General features: G+C 72.1%; 19 protein-coding genes. 16 read left to right on the top strand and 3 right to left on the bottom strand.

Annotation, left to right across the window (positions count from 1 at the left end):
• The first annotated feature begins 111 nt into the window (after positions 1 to 111).
• The 12 genes from DSM104299_RS23380 (at position 112) to DSM104299_RS23325 (ending at position 14,983) form a co-directional block, all read left to right on the top strand.
• Positions 112 to 1,446, top strand: a complete 1,335-nt coding sequence (locus tag DSM104299_RS23380; protein WP_272474078.1) for an MlaD family protein — start codon at positions 112 to 114, stop codon at positions 1,444 to 1,446.
• A complete protein-coding gene (locus tag DSM104299_RS23375) occupies positions 1,443 to 3,179 on the top strand; it encodes an MlaD family protein (protein ID WP_272474077.1) in 1,737 nt (578 codons plus the stop codon). Before DSM104299_RS23380 ends, DSM104299_RS23375 begins: the two co-directional genes overlap by 4 nt.
• Complete coding sequence (locus DSM104299_RS23370; protein ID WP_272474076.1) at positions 3,179 to 4,606, top strand: MlaD family protein; 1,428 nt, start codon at positions 3,179 to 3,181, stop codon at positions 4,604 to 4,606. Before DSM104299_RS23375 ends, DSM104299_RS23370 begins: the two co-directional genes overlap by 1 nt.
• Positions 4,606 to 6,270: an MlaD family protein gene (locus tag DSM104299_RS23365; RefSeq protein WP_272474075.1), complete on the top strand. Its 1,665-nt coding sequence runs from the start codon at positions 4,606 to 4,608 to the stop codon at positions 6,268 to 6,270. Before DSM104299_RS23370 ends, DSM104299_RS23365 begins: the two co-directional genes overlap by 1 nt.
• Complete coding sequence (locus DSM104299_RS23360; protein WP_272474074.1) at positions 6,267 to 7,616, top strand: MlaD family protein; 1,350 nt, start codon at positions 6,267 to 6,269, stop codon at positions 7,614 to 7,616. Before DSM104299_RS23365 ends, DSM104299_RS23360 begins: the two co-directional genes overlap by 4 nt.
• Positions 7,617 to 7,624: 8 nt before the next feature.
• Positions 7,625 to 9,148, top strand: a complete 1,524-nt coding sequence (locus tag DSM104299_RS23355; RefSeq protein ID WP_272474073.1) for an MlaD family protein — start codon at positions 7,625 to 7,627, stop codon at positions 9,146 to 9,148.
• 27 nt (positions 9,149 to 9,175) lie between these two features.
• Positions 9,176 to 11,920: an efflux RND transporter permease subunit gene (locus DSM104299_RS23350; protein WP_272474072.1), complete on the top strand. Its 2,745-nt coding sequence runs from the start codon at positions 9,176 to 9,178 to the stop codon at positions 11,918 to 11,920.
• Positions 11,917 to 12,657, top strand: coding sequence for a TlpA family protein disulfide reductase (locus DSM104299_RS23345; RefSeq protein ID WP_272474071.1), 741 nt, complete (start codon positions 11,917 to 11,919; stop codon positions 12,655 to 12,657). Before DSM104299_RS23350 ends, DSM104299_RS23345 begins: the two co-directional genes overlap by 4 nt.
• Positions 12,654 to 13,310, top strand: a complete 657-nt coding sequence (locus tag DSM104299_RS23340) for a phenylalanine--tRNA ligase beta subunit-related protein (protein WP_272474070.1) — start codon at positions 12,654 to 12,656, stop codon at positions 13,308 to 13,310. Before DSM104299_RS23345 ends, DSM104299_RS23340 begins: the two co-directional genes overlap by 4 nt.
• A 42-nt stretch (positions 13,311 to 13,352) precedes the next feature.
• On the top strand, positions 13,353 to 13,823 hold the full coding sequence (locus tag DSM104299_RS23335) for a hypothetical protein (protein WP_272474069.1): 471 nt from the start codon (positions 13,353 to 13,355) through the stop codon (positions 13,821 to 13,823).
• A gap of 195 nt (positions 13,824 to 14,018) precedes the next feature.
• Entirely contained in the window at positions 14,019 to 14,522 is a 504-nt protein-coding gene (locus DSM104299_RS23330) for a hypothetical protein (RefSeq protein ID WP_272474068.1), read from the top strand.
• Positions 14,519 to 14,983: a VOC family protein gene (locus tag DSM104299_RS23325; protein ID WP_272474067.1), complete on the top strand. Its 465-nt coding sequence runs from the start codon at positions 14,519 to 14,521 to the stop codon at positions 14,981 to 14,983. The genes DSM104299_RS23330 and DSM104299_RS23325 overlap by 4 nt, the downstream gene beginning before the upstream one ends.
• Positions 14,984 to 15,059: 76 nt before the next feature.
• On the opposite strand, the gene DSM104299_RS23320 is transcribed toward DSM104299_RS23325, so the two are convergent.
• Positions 15,060 to 15,383 (bottom strand): hypothetical protein, encoded by a 324-nt coding sequence (locus DSM104299_RS23320; RefSeq protein WP_272474066.1) that lies wholly within the window; start codon positions 15,381 to 15,383, stop codon positions 15,060 to 15,062.
• A 405-nt stretch (positions 15,384 to 15,788) separates the two neighbouring features.
• Positions 15,789 to 17,069, bottom strand: a complete 1,281-nt coding sequence (locus DSM104299_RS23315) for an aminotransferase class I/II-fold pyridoxal phosphate-dependent enzyme (protein WP_272474065.1) — start codon at positions 17,067 to 17,069, stop codon at positions 15,789 to 15,791.
• 82 nt (positions 17,070 to 17,151) lie between these two features.
• On the opposite strand from DSM104299_RS23315, the gene DSM104299_RS23310 reads away from it, so the two are divergent.
• From DSM104299_RS23310 to DSM104299_RS23295, 4 genes are all read left to right on the top strand, one after another.
• On the top strand, positions 17,152 to 18,285 hold the full coding sequence (locus tag DSM104299_RS23310) for a hypothetical protein (protein WP_272474064.1): 1,134 nt from the start codon (positions 17,152 to 17,154) through the stop codon (positions 18,283 to 18,285).
• Between the two features lie 94 nt (positions 18,286 to 18,379).
• On the top strand, positions 18,380 to 19,012 hold the full coding sequence (locus DSM104299_RS23305) for a sterol desaturase family protein (RefSeq protein WP_272474063.1): 633 nt from the start codon (positions 18,380 to 18,382) through the stop codon (positions 19,010 to 19,012).
• Positions 19,013 to 19,049: 37 nt separating this feature from the next.
• Positions 19,050 to 19,400 (top strand): hypothetical protein, encoded by a 351-nt coding sequence (locus DSM104299_RS23300; protein WP_272474062.1) that lies wholly within the window; start codon positions 19,050 to 19,052, stop codon positions 19,398 to 19,400.
• Between the two features lie 479 nt (positions 19,401 to 19,879).
• Positions 19,880 to 20,662 carry a DNA-3-methyladenine glycosylase family protein gene (locus tag DSM104299_RS23295; RefSeq protein ID WP_272474061.1) on the top strand — a complete coding sequence of 261 codons (783 nt, stop codon included), beginning with the start codon at positions 19,880 to 19,882 and terminating at the stop codon, positions 20,660 to 20,662.
• A gap of 299 nt (positions 20,663 to 20,961) precedes the next feature.
• Here the strand turns inward: DSM104299_RS23295 and DSM104299_RS23290 are convergent, their stop codons facing one another.
• Positions 20,962 to 21,789 carry a PhzF family phenazine biosynthesis protein gene (locus DSM104299_RS23290; protein WP_272474060.1) on the bottom strand — a complete coding sequence of 276 codons (828 nt, stop codon included), beginning with the start codon at positions 21,787 to 21,789 and terminating at the stop codon, positions 20,962 to 20,964.
• Between the last annotated feature and the right edge of the window lie 10 nt (positions 21,790 to 21,799).

Raw genomic sequence — 21,799 nt, 5'->3', positions numbered from 1 at the left:
AGATCTTCGGCCGGTCCAGCGGCCGAGCATCGCAAGAACCGAACCCCACACGGTCCTGTCCCACCCTTCATCTTGTCCCTTGACCTTCGTCGCACCCGCTGAGGTGCGCCGATGACCCTTGCCCGCGGACTGGCCGTCGGGGCGCTGGGCGTCGCCGTGGTCGTGGCGATCCTGCTGCTGACCGGCGGCTCCAAGCACGAGTACACGCTCGTGTTCCAGAACGCCGGCCAGCTGGTCAAGGACAACGACGTCCAGATCGGCGGCCGCCGCGTCGGCCGTGTGGCCGACATCAAGCTGGACAACCAGAACCTCGCCGAGGTCAAGATCCAGCTCGACGAGCCCTACGCGCCGCTGCACGCGGGCACGACCGCGACGATCCGCTCCGGCTCGCTGTCGGGCGTCGCCAACCGCTACATCTCGCTCGCGCCCGGCCCGAACTCCGGCCCCAAGCTCGACGACGACACGAAGCTCGGCCTGGACAAGACCACCACGTCGGTCGACCTCGACCAGCTCTTCGACGCGCTCGACCCCGCCACGCGCAAGGCCCTGCAGAACGTCATCAAGGGCTCATCGACGCAGTACGACGGCAAGGGCAAGCAGGCCAACGAGGCGCTGAAGTACTTCAACCCGACGCTGTCGACCACCTCGCGCCTGGTCAACGAGCTCGACCGCGACCAGCAGTCGCTGCAGGACTTCATCATCTACACGGCGCGCGCGACCACGGCGCTGGCCGAGCGCCGCGGCGACATCTCCTCGCTGGTCGGCAACGCGAACACGAGCGCGGGCGCGATCGCGTCCGAGAGCGCGTCGCTGAACCGCGCGCTGAAGGCGCTGCCGCTGACGCTGCGCCAGGCCAACACCACGTTCGTGAACCTGCGCTCGACGCTGGACGACCTCGACGTCCTCGTCGACGCGTCCAAGCCGGTGGCGCCGAAGCTCGCCCCGTTCTTCAAGCAGCTGCGCCCGCTGGTCACCGACGCGCGCCCGACGATCAAGGACCTGAGCGCGCTGATCAGCAGCCCGGGCGCCGGCAACGACCTCATCGACCTGCTGCGCAAGCAGCCGCGCCTGACGCAGGTCGCGACGCCGACGTTCAAGCACACGATCAAGGGCCTGCAGCAGGGCACGCCGGTGCTGCAGTTCATCCGCCCGTACGCGCCGGACCTGATCGGCTGGTTCCGCGACTTCGGCCAGTCGACGGCCAACTACGACGCCAACGGCCACTTCGCGCGCATCTCGCCGATCGTCAACGCGTTCCAGTTCACCGACAGCCCGGAGGGCGGGACGCTCACCGCGCTCAAGCCCGCCGAGCGCCAGGTGGGCCTGCAGTCCGGCAAGATCCGCCGCTGCCCGGGCTCGTCGACCCAGACCGCGACCGACGGCTCCAACCCCTACGCCCCCGAAGGCTCGGACTGCGATTCGGGCATCGTCCCGCCCGGCCCATGATGCGCGTCCGCCTCATCGCCGTCGCTACCGCGCTCGCCGTCGCCGCGATCGTCCTCGTGATCTTCGGGACGGGCGCCGGCGACGACCACAAGGGCGACTACCGGGTCCGCGCGATCTTCAACAACGCCTTCACGGTCATCGCGGGCGAGGACGTCAAGATCTCCGGCGTCAAGGTCGGCAAGATCTCCGACCTCGAGGTCACGCCCGACAACAAGGCCGCGGTCGTCCTCGACATCACCGAGCCGGGCTTCAAGGACTTCCGCAAGGACGCCACCTGCACGATTCGGCCGCAGTCGCTGATCGGCGAGCGCTTCGTCGAGTGCACGCCGACGCAGCCGCGCGCCGACGGCGACCCGGCCGCGCCCGAGCTGCAGCAGATCAAGAAGGGCGACGGCAAGGGCCAGTACCTGCTGCCGGCGACCAACACGATCAAGCCGGTCGACATCGACCTCGTGGGCAACATCATGCGGTTGCCCTACCGCCAGCGGCTGTCGATCATCATCAACGAGCTCGGCACCGGCCTGGCCGCCAACGGCGACGAGCTGCGCCAGGCGATCCGCCAGGCCGACCCGGCGCTGCAGGAGACCGACAAGGTCCTGGCGATCCTCGCCGAGCAGAACAAGACGCTCGCCGAGCTGGCCAAGAACGGCGACACGGTCCTGGCGCCGCTGGCGCGCGAGAAGGCCCACGTCGCCAACTTCATCGACAAGGCCAACACGACCGCGACCGCGAGCGCCGAGCGCCGCAGCGACATCGAGGCCTCGCTGGAGAAGTTCCCCGAGCTGCTGCGCCAGCTCAAGCCGACGATGCAGCGCCTCGGCGGCCTGGCCGACCAGTTCACGCCGGTGCTCAACGACCTCAACTCGGCCGCCCCGGACATCAACCAGTTCATCAAGCAGCTGGGTCCGTTCAGCGCGGCCGGCACGCCGGCGCTCACGTCGCTGGGCGAGACGGCCGTGGTCGGCGACCAGGCGCTGCTGGCGGCCAAGCCGATCACGACCGACCTGCGCGACTTCGCCCAGACCGCGCGGCCGATGGTCGGTGACCTCGAGGCGCTGCTGACGAGCCTGCGGACCACGGGCGGCGTCGAGCGCCTGATGGACTTCCTCTACTACCAGGCGGCCGCGACCAACGGCTACGACACGCTGGGCCACTACCTGCGCGCGGTGTTCGTCCTGACGTCGTGCACCACGTACGCGATCGAGCGCACGCCCAACTGCGGCGCGAACTTCGAGCAGTCGGCCACGGCCTCGTCGGCGCGCGCCGCCAAGGCGAGCACGAAGGTGCCGACGGTCGCCGAGGTCAACCGCCAGATCGCCGCCGGCCGCAGCCCGTACCTCGCCCGCCAGGACGCGGTCGCCGCGGGCCTGGACCCGAAGGCGTTCGACGAGGCCGCCAAGCAGGACGCGGAGGGCTCCAGCAAGTCCTCCAAGAAGAGCAAGTCCTCCAACAAGTCGAGCGCCGACACGACGCCGATCAGCCTGCCCGCCAGCGTCTTCCCCGGCCAGGCACCGGCGGCGCCCGCCCCGGCGGCGCCCGCCGGCTCCGGCGCCACGGGCTCCTCGACCCCCGCGGCGCCGACGAGCGACGCGCCCGCGGCGAGCGCGCCCAGCGCCACGACGCCGGCCACCTCGGCCGCGCCGGGCGACACCGCGAGCTCGACGGCGCCCAGCGGCGGCGGCGCCAGCGGCGGCGCGACCCAGACCCTCCTCGACTACCTCCTCGGTGGCTGATGCGACGGCGCGGATCACAGTCCATCGCGGCCAACCCCGTCCTGATCGGCGCGGCGACGACGCTCGTCGTCCTCGTCGCCGTCTTCCTGGCCTACAACGCCAACAACGGCTTGCCGTTCGTCCCGACCTACGGACTGACCGCCGACGTCCCGAGCGCCGCGAACCTGGTCAAGGGCAACGAGGTCCGGATCGGCGGCACGCGCGTCGGCGTCGTCGACAAGATCACGCCGAAGGCGCTGCCCAACGGCAAGGTCATCGCTCAGCTGCACCTGAAGCTGGAGACGACGGTCAAGCCGCTGCCCACGGACTCCACGATCCTGATCCGCCCGCGCTCCGCGCTGGGCCTGAAGTACGTGGAGATCACGAAGGGCAAGTCGACCGACGGCTTCGACGAGGGCGCCACGATCCCGATCAAGGCGGCGACGCCGGCACCCGTCGAGTTCGACGAGTTCCTGAGCACCTTCGACGAGAAGACGCGCGTCGCGGCCCAGGCGCAGCTGCTCGGCTTCGGCAACGCGCTCGCCGGCCGCGGCCAGGACCTGCACGCGGCGATCCAGGCGTTCAACCCGCTGCTGACCCAGCTGGCGCCGGCGATGGCCAACCTCTCCGACGACCGCACCCGCCTCGCGCGCTTCTCCGAGGCGCTGGGCCGGACGTCGGCGATCGTCGCGCCGGTCGCCGAGCAGCAGGCCTCGCTGTTCGTCAACCTCGACACGACCTTCACCGCGCTGGCCGCGATCGCCCGGCCTTACCTGCAGGACTCGATCAGCGGCGGCCCGCCGGCCGAGCAGACCGCGATCGACGAGCTGCCCAAGCAGCGTCCGTTCCTGGCCAACAGCGAGGACCTGTTCCGGGAGCTGCGACCCGGCGTCAAGGCGCTGGCGAGCGCCGCGCCCGACCTGGCCGACGCGTTCACCGTCGGCGTCCCGGCGCTCAAGCAGTCCGTCCAGCTCAACGAGGAGCTCAAGCCGACCTTCGAGGCGCTGCAGCGCTTCGCCGAGGACCCGCTCGTCGCGCTCGGCGTCCAGGACCTCGACAGCACGGCCAAGATCGCCGCGCCGCTGCTGGCGACGCTCGCGCCGACCCAGACGGTCTGCAACTACTGGACGCTGCTGTTCCGCAACGCCGCCTCGGTGCTCAGCGAGGGCGACACCAACGGCACGGGCCAGCGCTTCATGATCGTCGCCGCGCCCCAGGGCCCCAACAACGAGGGCGGCCCGTCGTCCGCCCCGGCCGCCGGCCCGGCGCGCGACAACTACCTGCACGCCAACCCGTACCCGAACACCGCGTCGCCGGGTCAGACGCGGGAGTGCGAGGCGGGCAACGAGAGCTACGCCGCCGGCAAGCAGGTCATCGGCAACGACCCGGGCAACCAGGGCATCAACACGCAGAAGACCACGTACTCGAGCGACACGCCGACGAACTGATGAGCTCAAAGTCCGACAAGCGCAAGCGCGTCCTGCGCAAGGACCGCCGGGGAGCGAACCCGCTCATGGTGGGTCTGCTCGTGCTCGTCCTGGCGGGCATCGTCACGTACGCCGGCTTCGCCAAGCACGTGCCGTTCACGCACGGCTTCCGCGTCAAGGCGGTCTTCGTCAACTCCAACAACATCCGCCCGAACTCGCCCGTGCGCATCGCCGGCGTGAACATCGGCAAGGTCAAGAAGATCCAGGCCTACAAGGGCGGCGACGGCAACCTGTCGGTCGTCACGATGGAGATCGACAAGGCCGGCCTGCCGATCCACAAGGACGCGACGCTGAAGGTCCGGCCGCGCATCTTCCTGGAGGGCAACGAGTTCGTCGACCTTTCGCCCGGCACGCCCGCCGCGCCGACGATCGCCGACGGCGACACGATCCCGTCGACGCAGACCGCCGCGCCGGTGCAGTTCGACCAGGTGCTCACCGCGCTGCAGTCCGACACGCGCGAGGACCTCAAGCAGCTGCTCGAGGGCTACGGCACCGCGCTGACCTACGAGCCGACGGCCGCCGACGACGTGGGGCAGGACCCCGACGTCCAGGGCAAGACCGGCGCGCAGGCGCTGAACCAGTCGCTCGAGTACGCGCCGGGCGCGCTCAAGAACGCGTCGATCGTCAACGCCGCGCTCCTCGGCCTGCAGCAGCACGACCTGTCCGGCCTGGTCTTCAACACCGGCAAGGTCACCAGGGCGCTGGCGTCCAACGAGGACTCGCTCAAGGACTTCGTCACGAACTTCAACACCACCTTGGGCGCGCTGGCCGACGAGCAGGGCAACCTCAAGCGGTCGATCGGGCTGCTCGGCCCGACGCTCGAGCACACAGACAGCGCGCTGACGGCCCTCAACGCGTCGTTCCCGAACACCCGCGCGTTCGCCAAGGAGATCCTGCCCGGCGTCAAGGAGACGCCGGCGACGATCGACGCGGCCGAGCCGTGGATCGCGCAGGCGACCAAGCTGGTCTCGCCGCAGGAGCTGGGCGGCCTGGTCAAGGAGCTGCGCCCGACGACGGTCGACCTCGCGCGCCTGGTCGACGGCACGCTCACCGCGCTGCCGCAGGCCGACCTGGTCTCGCAGTGCATCACGCACACGATCCTGCCCACGGGCGACGTCAAGATCGAGGACGGCCAGTTCACCTCCAACGAGGAGAACTACAAGGAGTTCTGGTACGCCATGGTCGGCCTCGCCGGCGAGTCCCAGAACTTCGACGGCAACGGCCACTACGTCCGCTTCGCGGTCGGCGGCGGCGCGGAGACGATCTCCACCGGCAAGTACGGCGGCGCCTCGGGCGAGAAGCTGTACGGCCGCGTCAACGACCTGCCGCTGGGCACGCGCCCCGCCTTCCCGGGCAAGCGCCAGCCGTACAACCACACGGCCAAGTGCAAGGACCAGAAGGTGCCGGACCTCAACGCCGCCAAGACCGGTGGCGCTGACGGCGGCGGCCAGGCCATCCCGACGCCGGCGACGCCCGCCGTGACGACGCCGTCGGTCACGACGCCCGCCGGCACGGTCCCCTCGACCACGACGCCGACGCTGTCGGCCTCCTCGTCCTCCAAGCAGTCGCTGACCGCGCAGCTCGTCGACCGGCTCAACCCCTTCCGGAAGGGGAGCGGCAAGTGAAGTCCGCGATCCGCAAGCACCGCTGGGACTTCCTCGCCGTGGTGGGGATCTTCCTGGTCGCGCTCGTCGTCGGCAGCTTCATCCTGGGCCACCAGCGCTTCTACCTGCCCAAGTGGGTCCCGGTCGTCGGCACCGACTTCGTCAGCTACAAGGCCGAGTTCGCCACCGCGCAGTCGGTGACGCCGGGCCAGGGTCAGACGGTCAACATCGCGGGCGTGCCCGTCGGCGAGCTGTCCAACGTCACGCTCAAGGACGGCCGCGCGGTCATCACGATGAAGATCCGCCGCAAGTACGCGCACGTCTACCACGACGCGACCGCGCTGCTGCGCCCGAAGACCGGCCTCAACGACATGGTCGTCGAGCTCACGCCGGGCACGCGCAAGGCGGGGGAGATCGACCACTCCGCGGACGTCATCCCGATCACGCAGACGCTCCCCAACGTCAACACGGACGAGTTCCTGGCCGCGCTGGACGGCGACACGCGCAGCTACCTGCAGCTGCTGGTCGCCGGCGGCGGCCAGGCGCTGGGCGGCAACGGGAAGAACCTGTCGGCGACGTTCCGCCGCTTCGAGCCGACCAACCGCGACATCGAGAAGATCACCAAGGCGCTCGCGGTCCGTCGCTCCAGCATCCGCCGCTCGGTCCACAACTTCAACGCGCTGATGGAGGCGGTCGGCAGCAAGGACAAGCAGCTGTCCTCGCTGGTCGACGCGTCCAACGCCGTCTTCAAGTCCTTCGCCAACCAGGACGCCAAGCTGCGCGAGACGCTGCAGCTGCTGCCGTCGACGCTGCAGGAGACCGACAAGGCCGTCGTCAAGGCCGACGCGCTGGGCAAGACGCTCGGCCCGACGCTCGGCAAGCTGCGTCCGGGCGCCCGCGCGCTGGGGCCGTCGCTGAAGCAGTCGCGTCCGTTCTTCAAGGCGACGACGCCGGTCATCCAGAAGCAGCTGCGCCCGTTCGCGCGCGACGCGCTGCCGACGGTCAAGATCCTGCGGCCGGCGGCGCGCGACCTCGCGGCGCTGACGCCGGACTTCACGTCGGTCCTGAAGACCGCCAACTACCTGTTGAACACGTTGGCCTACAACCCGCCCGGCGACGACGAGGGCTACCTGTTCTGGACGTCGTGGTTGAACCACATCGGCCCGACGCTCTTCAGCACGCAGGATGCCCACGGCCCGATCCGCCGCGGCGCGCTGTTCTTCAGCTGCTCCGGCCTCGGCCTGCTCGACACGCTCAAGACCGTCAACCCGCAGCTGGGCACGATCATCGGGCTGACGAACGCGCCGGCCAAGAACGAGGTCTGCGCCTCGAGCACCCAGGCCAACGGAACGAACCCGGGCGGGTGAGCTAGAGCATGAACAAGCAGGTTCCCAGCCTCGGCAAGATCCTCGTGATGGTGGGCTTCGCGCTGTCCTGCTTCGGCCTGCTGCTGTTCCTGTGGCTGGCCTTCGGCGGCCCGACGCCGCTCAAGCCCAAGGGCTACCGCTTCACGGTGTCCTTCGGCGAGGCTACGCAGCTCGCCAGCGAGGCCGACGTCCGGATCTCCGGCGTCCCGGTCGGCAAGGTCAAGGTCATCAAGACCAACAAGCAGACCGGCCGCTCGGACGCGACGATCGAGCTGAAGTCCGAGTACGCGCCGCTGCCCGCCAACGCGAGGGCGATCCTGCGGCAGAAGACGCTGCTGGGCGAGACCTACGTCGAGCTGACGCCGGGCACGCCCAACGGCAAGATGGTGCCCGACAACGGCCGGCTCGCGACCGGCCAGGTCGCCGACACGGTCGAGCTCGACGAGATCCTGCGCACATTCGACCCGGAGACGCGCAAGGCGTTCCAGAACTGGATCCAGACCCAGGCCGTCTCGATCACCGGCCGCGGCCAGGACCTCAACGACGCGCTCGGCAACCTCGCGCCGTTCGCGACCGACACGACCAAGGTCCTGGAGATCCTGAACAGCCAGAAGGCCGGCGTGCGCCAGCTCGTGCGCAACACCGGTGAGGTCTTCGACGCGCTGTCGGAGCGCGACGGCCAGCTCGCAGGCGTGATCACGAGCTCCAACCAGGTCTTCGCGACGACGGCCGCGCGCGACGCCGACCTGCAGGCCGCGTTCAAGGCCCTGCCGACCTTCGAGAAGGAGTCGGCGACGACGCTCAAGCGGCTGACGAAGTTCTCGGCCAACGCCAACCCGGTCGTGACCGACCTCAAGCCGGCGGCCAAGGAGATGAGCCCGACGTTCGTGCAGCTCGCCAAGCTCGCACCGGACCTCAAGGCGTTCTTCCGCGCCATCGACCCGCTGGTCAAGGCCTCCAAGAAGGGCCTGCCCGCGACGACTGAGTTCCTCGACCAGCTGCACCCGCTGCTCGCGAACTTCGACGCGCCGCTCAAGCAGCTCAACCCGATCCTCGACGGCGCCAACCTGTACAAGAGCGAGCTGACCGCGTTCTTCGCCAACTCGACGGCGGCGACGCAGGCGACGACGCCGGTGGCCGGCAGCGACGAGCCCGTGCACTACCTGCGCACGTCGAACCCGCTGAACCCGGAGATGCTCGCGCAGTATCCGAAGCGCCTGCCGACCAACCGGACGAACCCGTACCCGTTCCCGGGCGACTCGTCGAGCCTCAAGGACGGCCTGGTGTCGTTCGAGACGCGCCAGTGCAGCGGCGAGGCGGTCACCCAGGACCCGACGCTCGGGCCCGCGGTCGACGGCGCGCTCACCGACACGCTGCGGGCCGGCATCCTCAAGTTCGCCCTCAACGGCGGCAACGTCGTGGCGCCGCCGTGCAAGCAGCAGGCGCGTTTCGACATCAACGGGACGATCACACGCTTCCCGCAGGTGCCGGCGAACGTCAAGGGCCTCCAGCCCGGACTGCCGCAGCCGTAGGTCCCGGCCGGTAGCCTCAGCGGACTGATGGGTCGGCTGCCGCGCATCCTGGGCGCCGCCATGGGTACGGCCGCCCGCCGCCCGCTGGCGGTCGGCCTGTTTGTCACGGTGCTCGCGCTGGCGGGCGCCGCGCTGGCGCTGCGCCTATCACCGACGACGGCGTCCAAGACGCTCGTCGGCAGCTCGTCGGCGTCCTACCAGGCCACGCAGCGCGACAACGAGCTGTTCGGCGAGGACGCGGTCTACGTGCTCGTCCGCGGCGACGTGTCCAAGCTCGTGCTGACGGCCGACCTCGAGTCGCTCGTGGCGCTGGAGGGCTGCCTGGGCGGCAACGTGCCGTCGGGCGCGACGCCGATCGGCGGCTGGAGCTCGGCGTGCGGCCGGATGGGCAAGACCAAGCCGGCGAAGGTCGTCTTCGGCCCGGGCACGTTCCTCAACGAGTCGGTCACGCAGATCGGCGACCAGTTCAACGCGCAGCTGTCGGCGATCAAGACCGACGGCCAGAAGCAGTACGACAACGCCTACAAGCTGGCGCGCGGGCGCGGCTACTCGGTGGCCGCCGCCAAGAAGGTCGCGGGCGAGGCGCGCGACGTCGCGACCTCGCAGTCGGTGGCCGACGCGATGAAGCTAGCGATCAAGTACGGGATCTTGAAGGCGCCGCAGCTCAACGACCCGGGCTTCATCTCCTCGATCGTCTTCGCCGGCGGCAAGGCGGCGGGGACGCCGAAGGCGCGCTTCGCCTACCTGTTCCCCAACGCCAGGTCGTCGCTGATCCAGGTCCGGCTGAAGCCGGGGCTCACCGATGCGCAGCGCAAGGCCGCGATCGCCAACGTGCGCGACGCGGTCAAGATGAAGGACTTCCGCCTGCGCAACGGCGAGCAGTACGTCGTGACCGGCGCGCCCGTCGTGCTGTCGGACCTGACGACCAAGATCACCGACTCGATCGTGCTGCTGCTGATCGCCGCGGTGTTGGTGATGGCCTTGGTCCTGGCGATCGTCTTCCCGGCGCGGCGGCGGCTGCTCCCGTTGGTGGTGGCCTTGGCCGCCGTGGCGATCACGTTCGGCGCGCTGTCGCTGATCGGCGCGTCGCTGACGATGGCGTCGGTGGGGGTCGTCCCGGTGCTGATCGGCCTGGCGGTCGACTACGCGATCCAGCTGCAGGCGCGGATCGGCGAGCGCTCCGGGCCGCGCGCGACGCGCGAGGAGGTCGTCCGCGCGGTCGGCCAGGTCGCGCGCGTCGGCGCGCCGGCGGTGGCGATCGCCGCCTGCGCGACGGCGGCGGGCTTCCTGGTGCTCGGCGTCTCGCCGGTGCCGATGGTCCGCGGCTTCGGGCTGCTGCTGGTGGCCGGCATCTTCGTCGGGCTGGCGACGGCGCTCACGCTGGGCACGGCGGCGCTGGTCGGGCTGACCGGGCGCGCCGGCGGCGCCGGCCGTCGCCCGCGCGTGCCGGGCGCGGTCGCCGCGGCCGGCGAGATCCTCGGGTCCTCGGCGCGCGGCGCGGGCGAGCTGGTGCGCGACAACCCCGCGTCGCGCTGGCTCAGCGCGCGCGGGCGGGGCGTCCGCGGGCGGGCGCTGGGCGCGGCGGTGCGGCGCCCCGGACGCGTCCTGGCGATCGGCCTGCTCATCGCGGTGGTCGGCTGGGCGGCCGACACGCAGACCAAGGTCGAGTCCGACGTCACCAAGCTCGTGCCGCAGGACCTGCCGGCGCTGCAGGACCTCCAGGCGCTGCAGAAGTCGACGAGCGTCGGCGGCCAGATCGACGTCCTGGTGCAGAGCGACAAGCTGACGACGCCCGCCGTCATCAACTGGATGTCGGACTACCAGACGCGGATGATGAAGCGCTTCGGCTACACCGAGAAGCGCGGCTGCGGCAAGGCCGAGCTGTGCCCGGCGTTCTCGCTGCCCGACCTGTTCGGCGGCCAGACCGGCGCCGGCAAGGTGACCTCGCAGAGCCAGGTCGACGACCTGCTCGACGCGGTGCCGCCGTACTTCTCCCAGAGCGTGATCACGTCTGACCGCAAGACGGCGACGATGGCGTTCGGCATCCGGCTGATGGCGCTGGACCGCCAGAAGGACGTGTTGGACATCATGCGCTCCGAGCTGCACCCGCCCAAGGGCGTCGACGCGCAGCTCGCGGGCCTGCCGGTGCTGGCGGCCGACGCCAACGCCGCGGTGTCCTCGCCGTGGCGGCGCCTGCTGGTCCTGGTGCTCGGCCTCCTGGCCGTCGGGGCGGTGCTGTTGGTGGCCTTCCGGTCCTGGCGGCGGTCGCTCACGCCGCTGGTGCCGATCGCGCTGGCGACGGGCTGGAGCGCGCTGGTGCTCTTCGCGATCCGCGTGCCGTTGAACCCCATGTCGGTGACGTTGGGCGCGCTGGTGATCGCGATCTCGACCGAGTTCAGCGTGCTGCTGGCGGAGCGCTACCGCGCCGAGCGCATCGGCGGGCTCGATCCCGCGGCGGCGCTGGAGAAGACCTACAGGTCGACGGGCGCCGCCGTCCTGGCCTCCGGCGTCACGGCGATCGCGGGCTTCGCGGTCCTGGCGCTGAGCGATATCCGGATGCTGCGCGACTTCGGCGCGGTGACGGTCGTCGACCTGACCGTGTCGTTGTTGGGGGTGTTGTTGGTGCTGCCCTCGGCGCTCGTGCTGGGCGAGCGCTGGCGTGCCGCTGACGTCCGCCTCCCGCGCCCGCGGCTCCCGCGCCCGCGCCGGCCGCGACGCCGGCGGCGCAGCGCGCAGCCCGCCCCGACCCCCGACCGCGTCCCGGTCGCATGAGCGAGGGCCGCGAGCGCGGTCCGCTGGACTTCGACGACGAGCCGGCCCGCTCGCCGCTCGTCGGCGGGCGCCCGGTCGATCGGGAGGACGGTGCCGGCGGTGGCGCGCCGCCGCCCGGCGGGTCGGCCATGGGCCCGCGCTACCTCTGGGTCGTCGGCGCCGCCGCGATCGTGCTCGTCGTGGTGCTGCTGATCTCGACGGTGCACCACGGCACCGAGCGCGGCGCGCGCGGCGTGCCCGACGGCGAGGTCATGCCGGCGTTCGCCGCGCCCGCGGCGCTGGGCGCGCTGGACGGGGACGCCAACATCGCCCAGCACGGCGGCGAGGGCCAGGCCGGCCACGAGCCGGCGTGCACGGTCCGGGGCAAGGAGATCGTCAACGGCTGCGCGCTGCGCGAGGCCGGGCCGGTGGTCCTGGCGTTCTTCACGGTCAAGAGCGGGCAGTGCGTGGGGCAGCTCGACGCGATGCAGGTGGTGGCGCGCCAGCTTCCGGACGTGCGCTTCGCGGCGATCGCGATCCGCGGCGACCGCGACGACCTACGCGCGATGGTCCGGCGCCACGGCTGGAGCTTCCCGGTCGGCTACGACCGCGACGGCGCGCTCGCCAACGCCTATCACGTGCAGGTCTGCCCGCAGCTGACGTTCGCCCGCCGCGGCGGCCGGGTGGTCGACACGACGTTCGGACGGCTGGACGCGCGCGACCTCGCCGCCAAGGCCCGCCGGCTCGCCGCGTCATGAGCGAGCCGGGCGACGAGCCGGTCGACGGCGTCGTCGACCCCGAGCTCGCCGCCGAGCTGCCCGGGCTGCGGCTGCGCTGGACGGTCGTCGCCGCCGGCGGCGGCCGAACGCCGCGGGCGCTCAAGCGCCGGCTGGAGGACGTCAGCACGCGCTTCCGCGGCGCCGACGCGATCGCGCTGCGCACGCGGCCGGTGCCGCGCGCCTACCGGGCGTTCTTCCGCCAGGTCGGCCTCGACCCCGACGTGGACCGCACGCCCGTCGAGCAGGCGGCGGTCGAACGGCTGATCCGCGGAGAGCTGCACAGCGGCGACCGCGTCGCCGACGCGCTCGTCCTGGCGGTGCTGGAGACCGGCGTGCCGGTCGTGGCGTTCGCCGAGGGCGCGCTGGAGGGCGACGTCGTCCTGCGGGCCGCGCGGGCGGGGGAGACGCTGCCCAGCGGCGACTACGCCCACGACGTGCCGCGCGGCCGGCTCGTCCTGGCCGATGGGCGCGGACCCGTCGCGGTCCTGTTCGGTCGGATGTCGGATCGTCACGCGGCGGGGCGCGAGCGGGCGCCGGTCCGGCTCGTGGCGGTCCAGGTGCCGGGTGTGCCGCGCGCGCACGTCGACGAGGCGTTGTGGCTGGCGGCGGGGGCGTTGGCGGAGCTAGACTGACCGCCGGAGAGGAGCCGCGCTTCTTCGCGCGGGAGGAACGTTGTGGTCCTGATCGATCAGCTGAGCCCCGATGCGTCGCTCGTCGTCGACGAGCACGCTGCTCGCCGCACGCTGCGGTCCCAGATCGCCCGCCTCGAGCGGGACCTGGGCGAGACGATCGTGGCCGCCTTCCCGCACGTGCGCGAGCCCCAGGGCGCGCGGCTCTCCTCCGGACCCCGCCTGCTCGGCCTCGGCGAGCTCGAGCGCGTCCGCGACGACCTCGCCGAGCGGCTGCGCGCCGCACGCGTCGTGGTGGGCGCGCGCGCCGACCTGGAGGCCGGCAGCCGCGCGTTGTTGGAGGAGATGCTCCGCGAGCCCGCGCGCCACAAGTGGGTCCGCCTGCCGGCCGCCGACCTCGGCGAGCGCGGCTGCGGCGCCTACCAGGTGCGCCCGCGCCTCGGCCTCATCGGGATGCTGATGGGCTGGTGGCACGTCAAGCTGTCCTCGGGTTGCCCGAGGCCCGCGCCGGCGTGAGGCCGGCCCCACGACCAGCGTCCTGATGCGTTGGTTCGCGGGCACCATTCGGGCGCTCGCCGCCGCCTGCGGGCCCGCCGCTGATCCTCGGTGAACCAGGGGTTCACCTGCGGTCGTCGACGACGCGCAGCCGGGGCTGAGCATCCCGCCTGCTGCACCCGAATTAACGCATCAGGACACTAGGATCCCCCGTCCATGGGACGCCGCAGTCGCAAGCGCGCCGCCAACCCGATCGCGCCGCCCGTGCCGCGCGACGAGTCGCGCACGTCCGCGCCCGTCGCCGCGCCGCCCCGGCCGGCGCCGCGGACCGCGACCTACAAGTCGCGCCGCGAGGACGCCCCGCAGCCGGCGTGGGCGCCGTTCCCGCTCACCGAGCTGGCCATCCTGCTCTCGATCGTCCTGCTCGGCGTCGGCTTCTTCACGCACGACGCGACGCGCGGCGTCCTGCTCGGCGGCGGCTTCGTCCTCGTGACGCTCAGCGCCGGCGAGCTGGCGCTCCGCGAGCACTTCTCCGGCTACCGCTCGCACAGCTCGCTGCTGGCCGGGATCTGCGCCGTGCTGGCCGCGGTGCCCGTCTGGCTGCTGCCCGTGCCGCAGGAGCTGGTCCTCGTGGTGGGCGCCGTCGCGTTCTTCGGGGGACTCGCCCTGTTCCGTCGCGCGTTCATGCGTCGCAGCGGCGGCGTAGGGTTCCGCGCGTGAGCGACACGCCGCAGCAGCCGCCCCTGAGCCCCGACGCCGCACCCGCGCCCGACCCCGACCGCCGCATGCAGCTGCGCGGCCTGCACCACGTCACCGCGATCGTGGCGGACCTGGACCGCACCACCGCGTTCTACCGCGACGTGCTCGGGCTCGCGCTCGCCGCCGAGGAGGACAACCCCGACGATCCCGGCTCGCGCCACTTCTGGTTCGGCGACGCGCTCGGCTCGCCCGGGTCGCTCGTCTCGTTCATGGAGTACCCGCAGATGGACGAGGCCCGCGAAGGTCGCGGTGGGGTCCATCACTTCGCGTTCCAGGTCGGCTCGGCCGACGAGCAGGTCGCGTGGCGCGACTACCTGCGCGCTCGCGGGGTGCCGTGCTCGGAGGTGTTCGAGCGCGGGCGCTTCAAGTCCATCTACTTCCGCGATCCCGACGGCAACCTGCTCGAGGTCGCCACCAACTAGGGAGCCGCGCGGGAAGGGTGGCCGCGACGCGGCGGGCGCCCTGCGAGACGCCCGCCGCGCGCTGCGCATCAACCTTCTAGGCCGGAAGACCCTCCAACAGACGGCCGAGAGCCTGCCGCTGGCGCTCGGTCATCGATCCCACCGTCTTGTTCTCTGACATCGGGATCGAGGCGAGGAGCTTGCGGCACCGGGTGCTGCCCCAGCGCCGCTGGCTCGTCAGGAGGTCGGAGACCGTCATCGAGGCGGCCTCCCATGGGCACTCGAGGATGACGTGCGCGGCGCTGATCTCCCCGTCGGCCACCTGTCGCTTGAGCTCCGCGCGAGCGAGGCGGACCTCGTTCGCCCGAGCCAATGCGCGCAGGTGCTGTGGCGCAGGGGCGATCGTCGCTGCTGCGTTCATCTGTCCTCCCTACCGACCCGTCCTCAGCGAGGAGTCGGCAACGTTGTGTGTTGGTGCGTGACGGAGCGGCCGCGCGGAATCGAACCTTGGGGGCTGACCACGTGCGCACCGGAACGGTGAGCGGGCGTCTCCTCAAACGAATTCCCGCTCCTCGATCCGGGTCATCCACTCCCCGGGGCGTCCGCGTCGAACGCGTCTCGAACGTATGCCAGGCCGGCAGGCTCGATCAAGGTGTGAACCTGCGCAACATTCGCTCAGAGCGCCTTTTTTCTTCCGTCTAGAACACGCCGATGTCCGGCGGCGACGCCGGGGTCGAGCGGGCGTCACGACACCCTCCGCTCGTGCTACGGACAGTTGCTGAAATACCCCTCAGCATTGGGACCGCGCAGGGAACTCGAGCGATGCTCAGGCGGCGCGGCGGCGACCGTGCTCGCCCGGGCCGGGCAGCGCGCCGTGCTCGGCCTCGAACGACGCCTTGACGTCGCTGAACGCCGTGAGCGCCCGGTCGAGCGTCGCGCGGTCGTGGGTGGCCATGACGCTCGTGCGCAGCAGCGCGCCCCCGGGCGGCACGGCGGGGTGCAGCGCGGTGTTGACGAACACGCCCGCCTCGTACAGGCCCTTCCACATCAGGCCCGCCTGCCAGTCGTCGCCGATCAGCACGGGGATGATCGGGGTGACGATGTCGGCGCCGTAGGGGTGGCCGTCGGGCAGCCGCTGAGGCTCGACGACCGCGAAGCCGCGCTGCTCCAAGCCGGCGCGGAAGTAGCGCGCGTTGTCCTGGACGGCCCGCAGCAGCGGCGGGCCGTCGGCCGAGCGCACGACGCGTAGGGCCTCCAACGCGGCGCCGGTCGCGGCCGGGACCGCGGAGGCGGTGAAGAGGAACGTCCGCGACTGGATGCGCAGGAACTCGATGATGTCGGCCTTGCCGGCGACGAAGCCGCCGCACGACGCCAGCGACTTCGAGAACGTGCCCATGCGCAGGTCGACGCGGTCCTCGACGCCGAAGAGCTCGGAGGCACCGGCGCCGCGCTCGCCGAGCACGCCGGCACCGTGGGCCTCGTCGACCATCAGGCGGGCGCCGTAGGCCTCGCAGAGGTCACAGATGTCGGGCAGCGGGGCGAGGTCGCCCTCCATCGAGAACACGCCGTCGACGACGACCAGGACGCCGCCCCCGTCGCCCGCCGCGCGCTGGAGCATCCGCTCCAGCTTGTCGAGCTTGTTATGGCGGAACGGGCGCAGCTTGGCCTTGGACAGCAGGCAGCCGTCCAGGATCGACGCGTGGTCGCCGGAGTCCACGATGACGGTGTCGCCCGGGCCGAGGATCGTGCCGAGCGTCCCGACGTTGGCCTGGTTGCCGGTGGTGAAGACGATCGCGTCCTCGGTGCCCATCCACGCGGCGATCTCGGCCTCGAGCTCGAGGTGCATCCGGGTCGTGCCGTTGAGCAGGCGCGAGCCCGTCATCCCGGTGCCGTACTGCTCCAGCGCGTCGCGGGCGCCGTCGATCACCCGCTGGTCCTCGGTGAGCCCGAGGTAGTTGTTGCCGCCGAGCATGATCCGGGAGCGGCCCTCCATCTCGACGATGGGCTTGGCCGGGCTCTCCATGACCCGGAAGTAGGGCACCATGTCGGCCTCGCGCGCCGCCTGGAGGATCGCCAGGCGCTCGTGGTTGCGGGCCTTCTCGAACACGTCTACTTGGGCATGTGCCGGCACGCGCGAAGGGTATCCGCTGGGTCGGTCCGGCAGGCCCTTCGCTAGGGTCGTGCGCCTGATGTCCGTCGTCGTGCGCTCCGCCCGCTCCTTCGCCGACGTCGGCCGGTTCATCGACCTTCCGGTGCGCCTGCACGCGGGGACGCCGTTCGTGCCCCAGCTCAAGCTCGAGCGCCGGCTGTTCCTGAGCCGCCGCCCGCGCCTGGGCACCTACGCTCGCCGGGTCGACTTCGAGCTGTTCGTCGCCGAGCGCGAGGGCCGCGTCGTGGGCCGCGTGAGCGCGCACGTCGACCACGCCTACAACCGCCACCACGAGGACCGGCGCGGGTGGTTCGGGTTCTTCGACTGCGAGGACGACTCCGAGGCGGCCGCCGCGCTGATCGCCGCGGCCGAGGACTGGCTGCGGGCGCGCGGCATGGCGCGCATGACCGGGCCGGCCGACTTCACGATGAACGACGAGTCGGGGATCGTCATCGAGGGCCACGACCTGGCGCCGATGGTCCGCCAGCCCTGGCACCCGCCGTACTACCAGCGGCTGCTGGAGGGCGCCGACGTCGCGTTGGAGAAGGAGGTCGACCTCTTCATGTGGGAGCTCGACATCTCCGACCGCGAGCAGATGCTGCCGATCCTGCCGGAGCTGGCCAAGGACGCGGTCGAGAAGCACGGCGTCCGGATCCGGCGGATGACGCGCCGCGGCCTGCGCCGCGACCTCGACGTCTTCGGCGAGATCTACAACCGGGCGTGGCGGCGCAACTTCGGGTTCGTGCCCTACGACGAGGCCGACCTGGACCAGTACGGCGTCGAGCTGCAGCTCGCGTTCGACCGCGACTGGATGATGGTCGCCGAGATCGGCGACGAGCCGGTCGCGATCGCCATGACGTTCCCGGACCTCAACCAGGTCCAGCGCCGCATGAACGGCAAGCTGCTGCCGCTGGGGTGGTGGCACTTCCTGCGCAAGGGCCACACGATCGACAAGGTCCGGGTGGGGTTCCTGGGGGTCAAGCCCAAGTACCAGCACACGGGCGCGGCTGCCGCGCTGTACGTCGAGCACTTCGACACATCGGCCCGCCATCCGCGGATCAAGGGCGGCGAGATGGGCTGGATCCTGGAGACCAACCGGGCCATGAACCGGGGCATGGAGGCCATGAACGGCCGCATCGTCAAGAAGTACCGCGTCTACGGCCGCGATCTCTGAGCCGCTGATCTCCGATTGCGCGTGCAATCACGTTGCAACGCGCGATAAGGTTGGCCTAATGGCACGGTCCGACGATCTCAAGGCTTCCCCGCCGATGTTCGAGAGCCGGCTGCTGGATCGCTTCACGCGGGTCCATCCGTCGGTGCCGCCCCTGATCTTCGGCCCGATCATCGCCCTGATGCTGGTGACCGGGCTCGGCCGGATGAGCGCCTTGCAGGGCGTGCTGCTGCTGCTCGCCGGCTACGTCTTCTGGACGCTCTTCGAGTACTGGCTGCACCGGGTGGTGTTCCACTTCGAGCCGTACGAGAGCGAGATCGGGATGCGGCTGCACTGGATGATCCACGGCGTCCACCACGATCATCCGAACGATCCGCTGCGGCTCGTCATGCCGCCGTCGGTGTCGCTGCCGCTGGGCGCGGTGGTGCTCGGCGCGTTCTGGCTGGTGCTGGGCTACGACGCCACGCTGGTGTTCGGCGGCGGATTCCTGGCCGGGTACTTGGCCTATGACATGCTCCACTACCACGTGCACCACCACAAGCCGCGCACGGCCGTGGGGCACAAGCTGCGCGAGCTGCACATGCGCCATCACTTCCAGGACGACGAGCGCGGCTTCGGGATCAGCGCCCCGTACTGGGACTACGTCTTCGGGACCGCCTCGGAGGCGACGGGCAACCGGACGGTGGGCGCGCGCGAGCGCGGTCACGACACCGCTTCGGGCGCGACCTGATCGCGGTCGTCGTGCCGATGCGGCATCCTAGGTCGTCGTGAGCGAGCCGCTGCGTCCAGAGACCGTCGCTGCCGAGTCCGACGACGACGCAGAGGTGGTCGACGCCCTGCCCGTGCCGGAAGGCCCGGGAGAGGTCCCTGCGCCGGCACCCACGCCGGTCGCCGGTCGCGGAGGCCTGGTCGTCTCCGCCGGCCCCGTCGCGGTCCAGGCGGCCGCGGTCGCGGTGACCGGCTTCGCCGCCGGCGCGGCGACGGTCGCCGTCGTCCGACGCCACCGCGCCAAGAAGGCCCGCCGCGGCGTGACCCGCCGCAAGGACGGCAAGGGCTTCGGCGAGATCCGGGCTTCGCGGTCGTTCCTGGTGGACATCCACCTCCTGAACCGAGACTGAGGCCCCCGGGCGCTTCTGCGCGCCGCCTCGTCGCGCCTGACGGCACCGACCGGCTTGACGGGCGGCCGCCCGCCGGCGCTCGCCCGGCGCCGTCAGCCACGACGATGCGGGGCGCAGAAGCGCCGGGGGAGGTCGGTGGTCGTCCTTCGTCCTCGGTTCACGCGCCCCGCTCGCCGCGGAGGGCGCGCGGCGTCGTTGGCCGCGGTGGGCGTCAACGCGCTTCGGGCGCTGCGGCACCGGTCGTCGCCTGTCCCGGTGCCTCCGGCGCGCCGTGTCTCCGCCGACCCCCGCAAGGAGCGGGCTTGTCGCGGCCGGCGTCTGCTCCAGCGCGTAGCCTCCCGCGCCCGATGATCGAAGTTCGCCGTGAAGTGAGGCCAGCGTGGCCGTTCCGTCTGCCGGGTGGTGGTGGGATGGATGGTGTCGCGCGGCGGCGCGGTGGGGTCTGGGAGCGGTTGGTGCATGTCGAGGATGCTCCGGTCGTGGTGCGGGCCGCGCAGCCGGCGGCGGATCGGGTCGTGATCGGCGCGCGGGGTGCGGCGACGGATCTGTGCGAGGAGGCGATCGCGCGGGTGCGGGTCGCGTTCGGCGTCGACGAGTCGCTGCGCGGGTTCTACGAGCGGTTCCGCGACGATCCGCTGATCGGGCCGTCGGTCCGGTCGCGGCCGCATCTGCGCGTGACGCGCCGTGTCGATCCGTTCGAGGCGCTCGCGTGGGCGATCTGCGAGCAGCTGATCGAGTACGAGCGTGCCGCCGGGATCGAGCGGCTGATCGTGTGGCGGCTGGGGCGCAGCGCGCCGAGCTGGGACGGGACGAGCACGCTGCACGACCTGCCGACCGCCGCGACGCTCGCGGGGACCGCGCCCGCGTTGTTGCAGTCCTTCGACCTCGGCGCGGCGCGGGCGCTCTCGCTCGTGAGGGCGTCGGGCGAGGTCGCCTCCGGCCGCGCGGACCTGTGGGCGGCCGACCCGGAGCCGGCCTGGCGCCGGCTGCGCGCGATCCCGGGCATCGGCTCCTGGACCATCGCGGTGCTCGCCCTCCACGGCCAGGGCCGCCACGACGTCCTGCCCGCCGGCGACTTGGCCTACATCAAGCTCGTCGGCCGCGCGCTGGCCGACGGCCGCCCCTCGGCGCGCGCGACCGAGGAGGAGGTCCTGGACTACTTCGCCGCCTACGAGGGCTGGATGGGCCTCGCCGGCATCCACGCGCTCGGCGGCCTCGCCACGGGCGCCGGCGCGGCGACCCGCTTCGCGGCCGCGGCGTAGCGCCGACCCCGCCGCGCGGATCAGCCGAGCGTGACGGCCATGCCGACCGACTCCGGCGCCGCCGGCGTGAAGCCGTGGCGGGCCGTAGAGGCGGTGGCCGGGAGGGTCGGCCAGCAGGTTGACCCACGCGCCGGGTGGCGCCCCGTCGCGGATGCGCGACAGCAGGGCGGTCAGGATCGCCTCGCCGAGCCCCGCTTCGGCCTGGTCGCGGCGCTTCGCCGACAGGCCGGCGCACTCGCGAAGCATCAGGTAGTCCTCGACGCCGGGGGACCCCTCGACCAGCCGGTAGCCGTCGGCGATCACGGCGCCGCCGGCGCCGCCTCGCCGCCCACGCGGGTCGCGACCACGGCGCCGTCGGCGCGCAGCGCCTCGGCGTCGATCAGCGACGGCCGGCCCATCGCGCGACCCTGCGCGACGCGCAGCCGATGCCACCCGTCGCCCGCGCCCGCCAGCCACGCGCCCAGCGCGCACGCCGCCACACCGGTCGCCGGGTCCTCGTCGAAGCCCGCGCGCACCGGGAACTGCCGGGCCGCGACGTCGGCGTCGCGGGCGTTCAAGGTGTAGGCGTAGATGCCGGTCGTGCCCAGCAGGTCGCACAGGGTCCACAGCGCCTCGAAGTCCGGCGCCAGCCCGTCGAGCGTCGCCTCGTCGGCGAGCCCGACCAGGAGCTTGGCGCGCGCCGTGGACACCGAGCGGACCTCCGCGACGGGACGGGCGCCGCCCAGGACGGCCGCGACCGCGTCGACGTCCTCGACGACCGGCCCGACCTCCGGCGCGAACTGCTCCACCAGCGCCGCGCCGGCGCTCGGTCGCCACACCCGCCGGACGCCGAGCGGTGTCTCGACGCCCGCGCCGTCCTCCAACCCCAGCGCCACGCTCGCCGCGACCGTCGCGTGGACGCACATCTCCATCTCGTGGCGCGGCACGAAGTAGCGCAGCCGCACGACGGCGTCGGCGCCACCGGAAGGCGCCAGCACGAAGCACGTCTCGTGCCCGAGCTCCGCCGCCGCGGCCTGCATCTCCGCGTCGCTCCACCCGTCGGCGCCGCGCACGACCGGGCACGGGTTCCCGCCACCCGGCCCGTCGGCGAACGCGACCCAGTGGTCGACCCGCACGTCCGCGCTCACGCCGCCCAGC

Source organism: Baekduia alba, from assembly GCF_028416635.1.
GTDB classification, from domain to species: Bacteria; Actinomycetota; Thermoleophilia; order Solirubrobacterales; family Solirubrobacteraceae; genus Baekduia; species Baekduia alba.
Note: the sequence above shows the minus strand (reverse complement) of the source record. Positions and strands in the feature narration are given on the sequence as shown.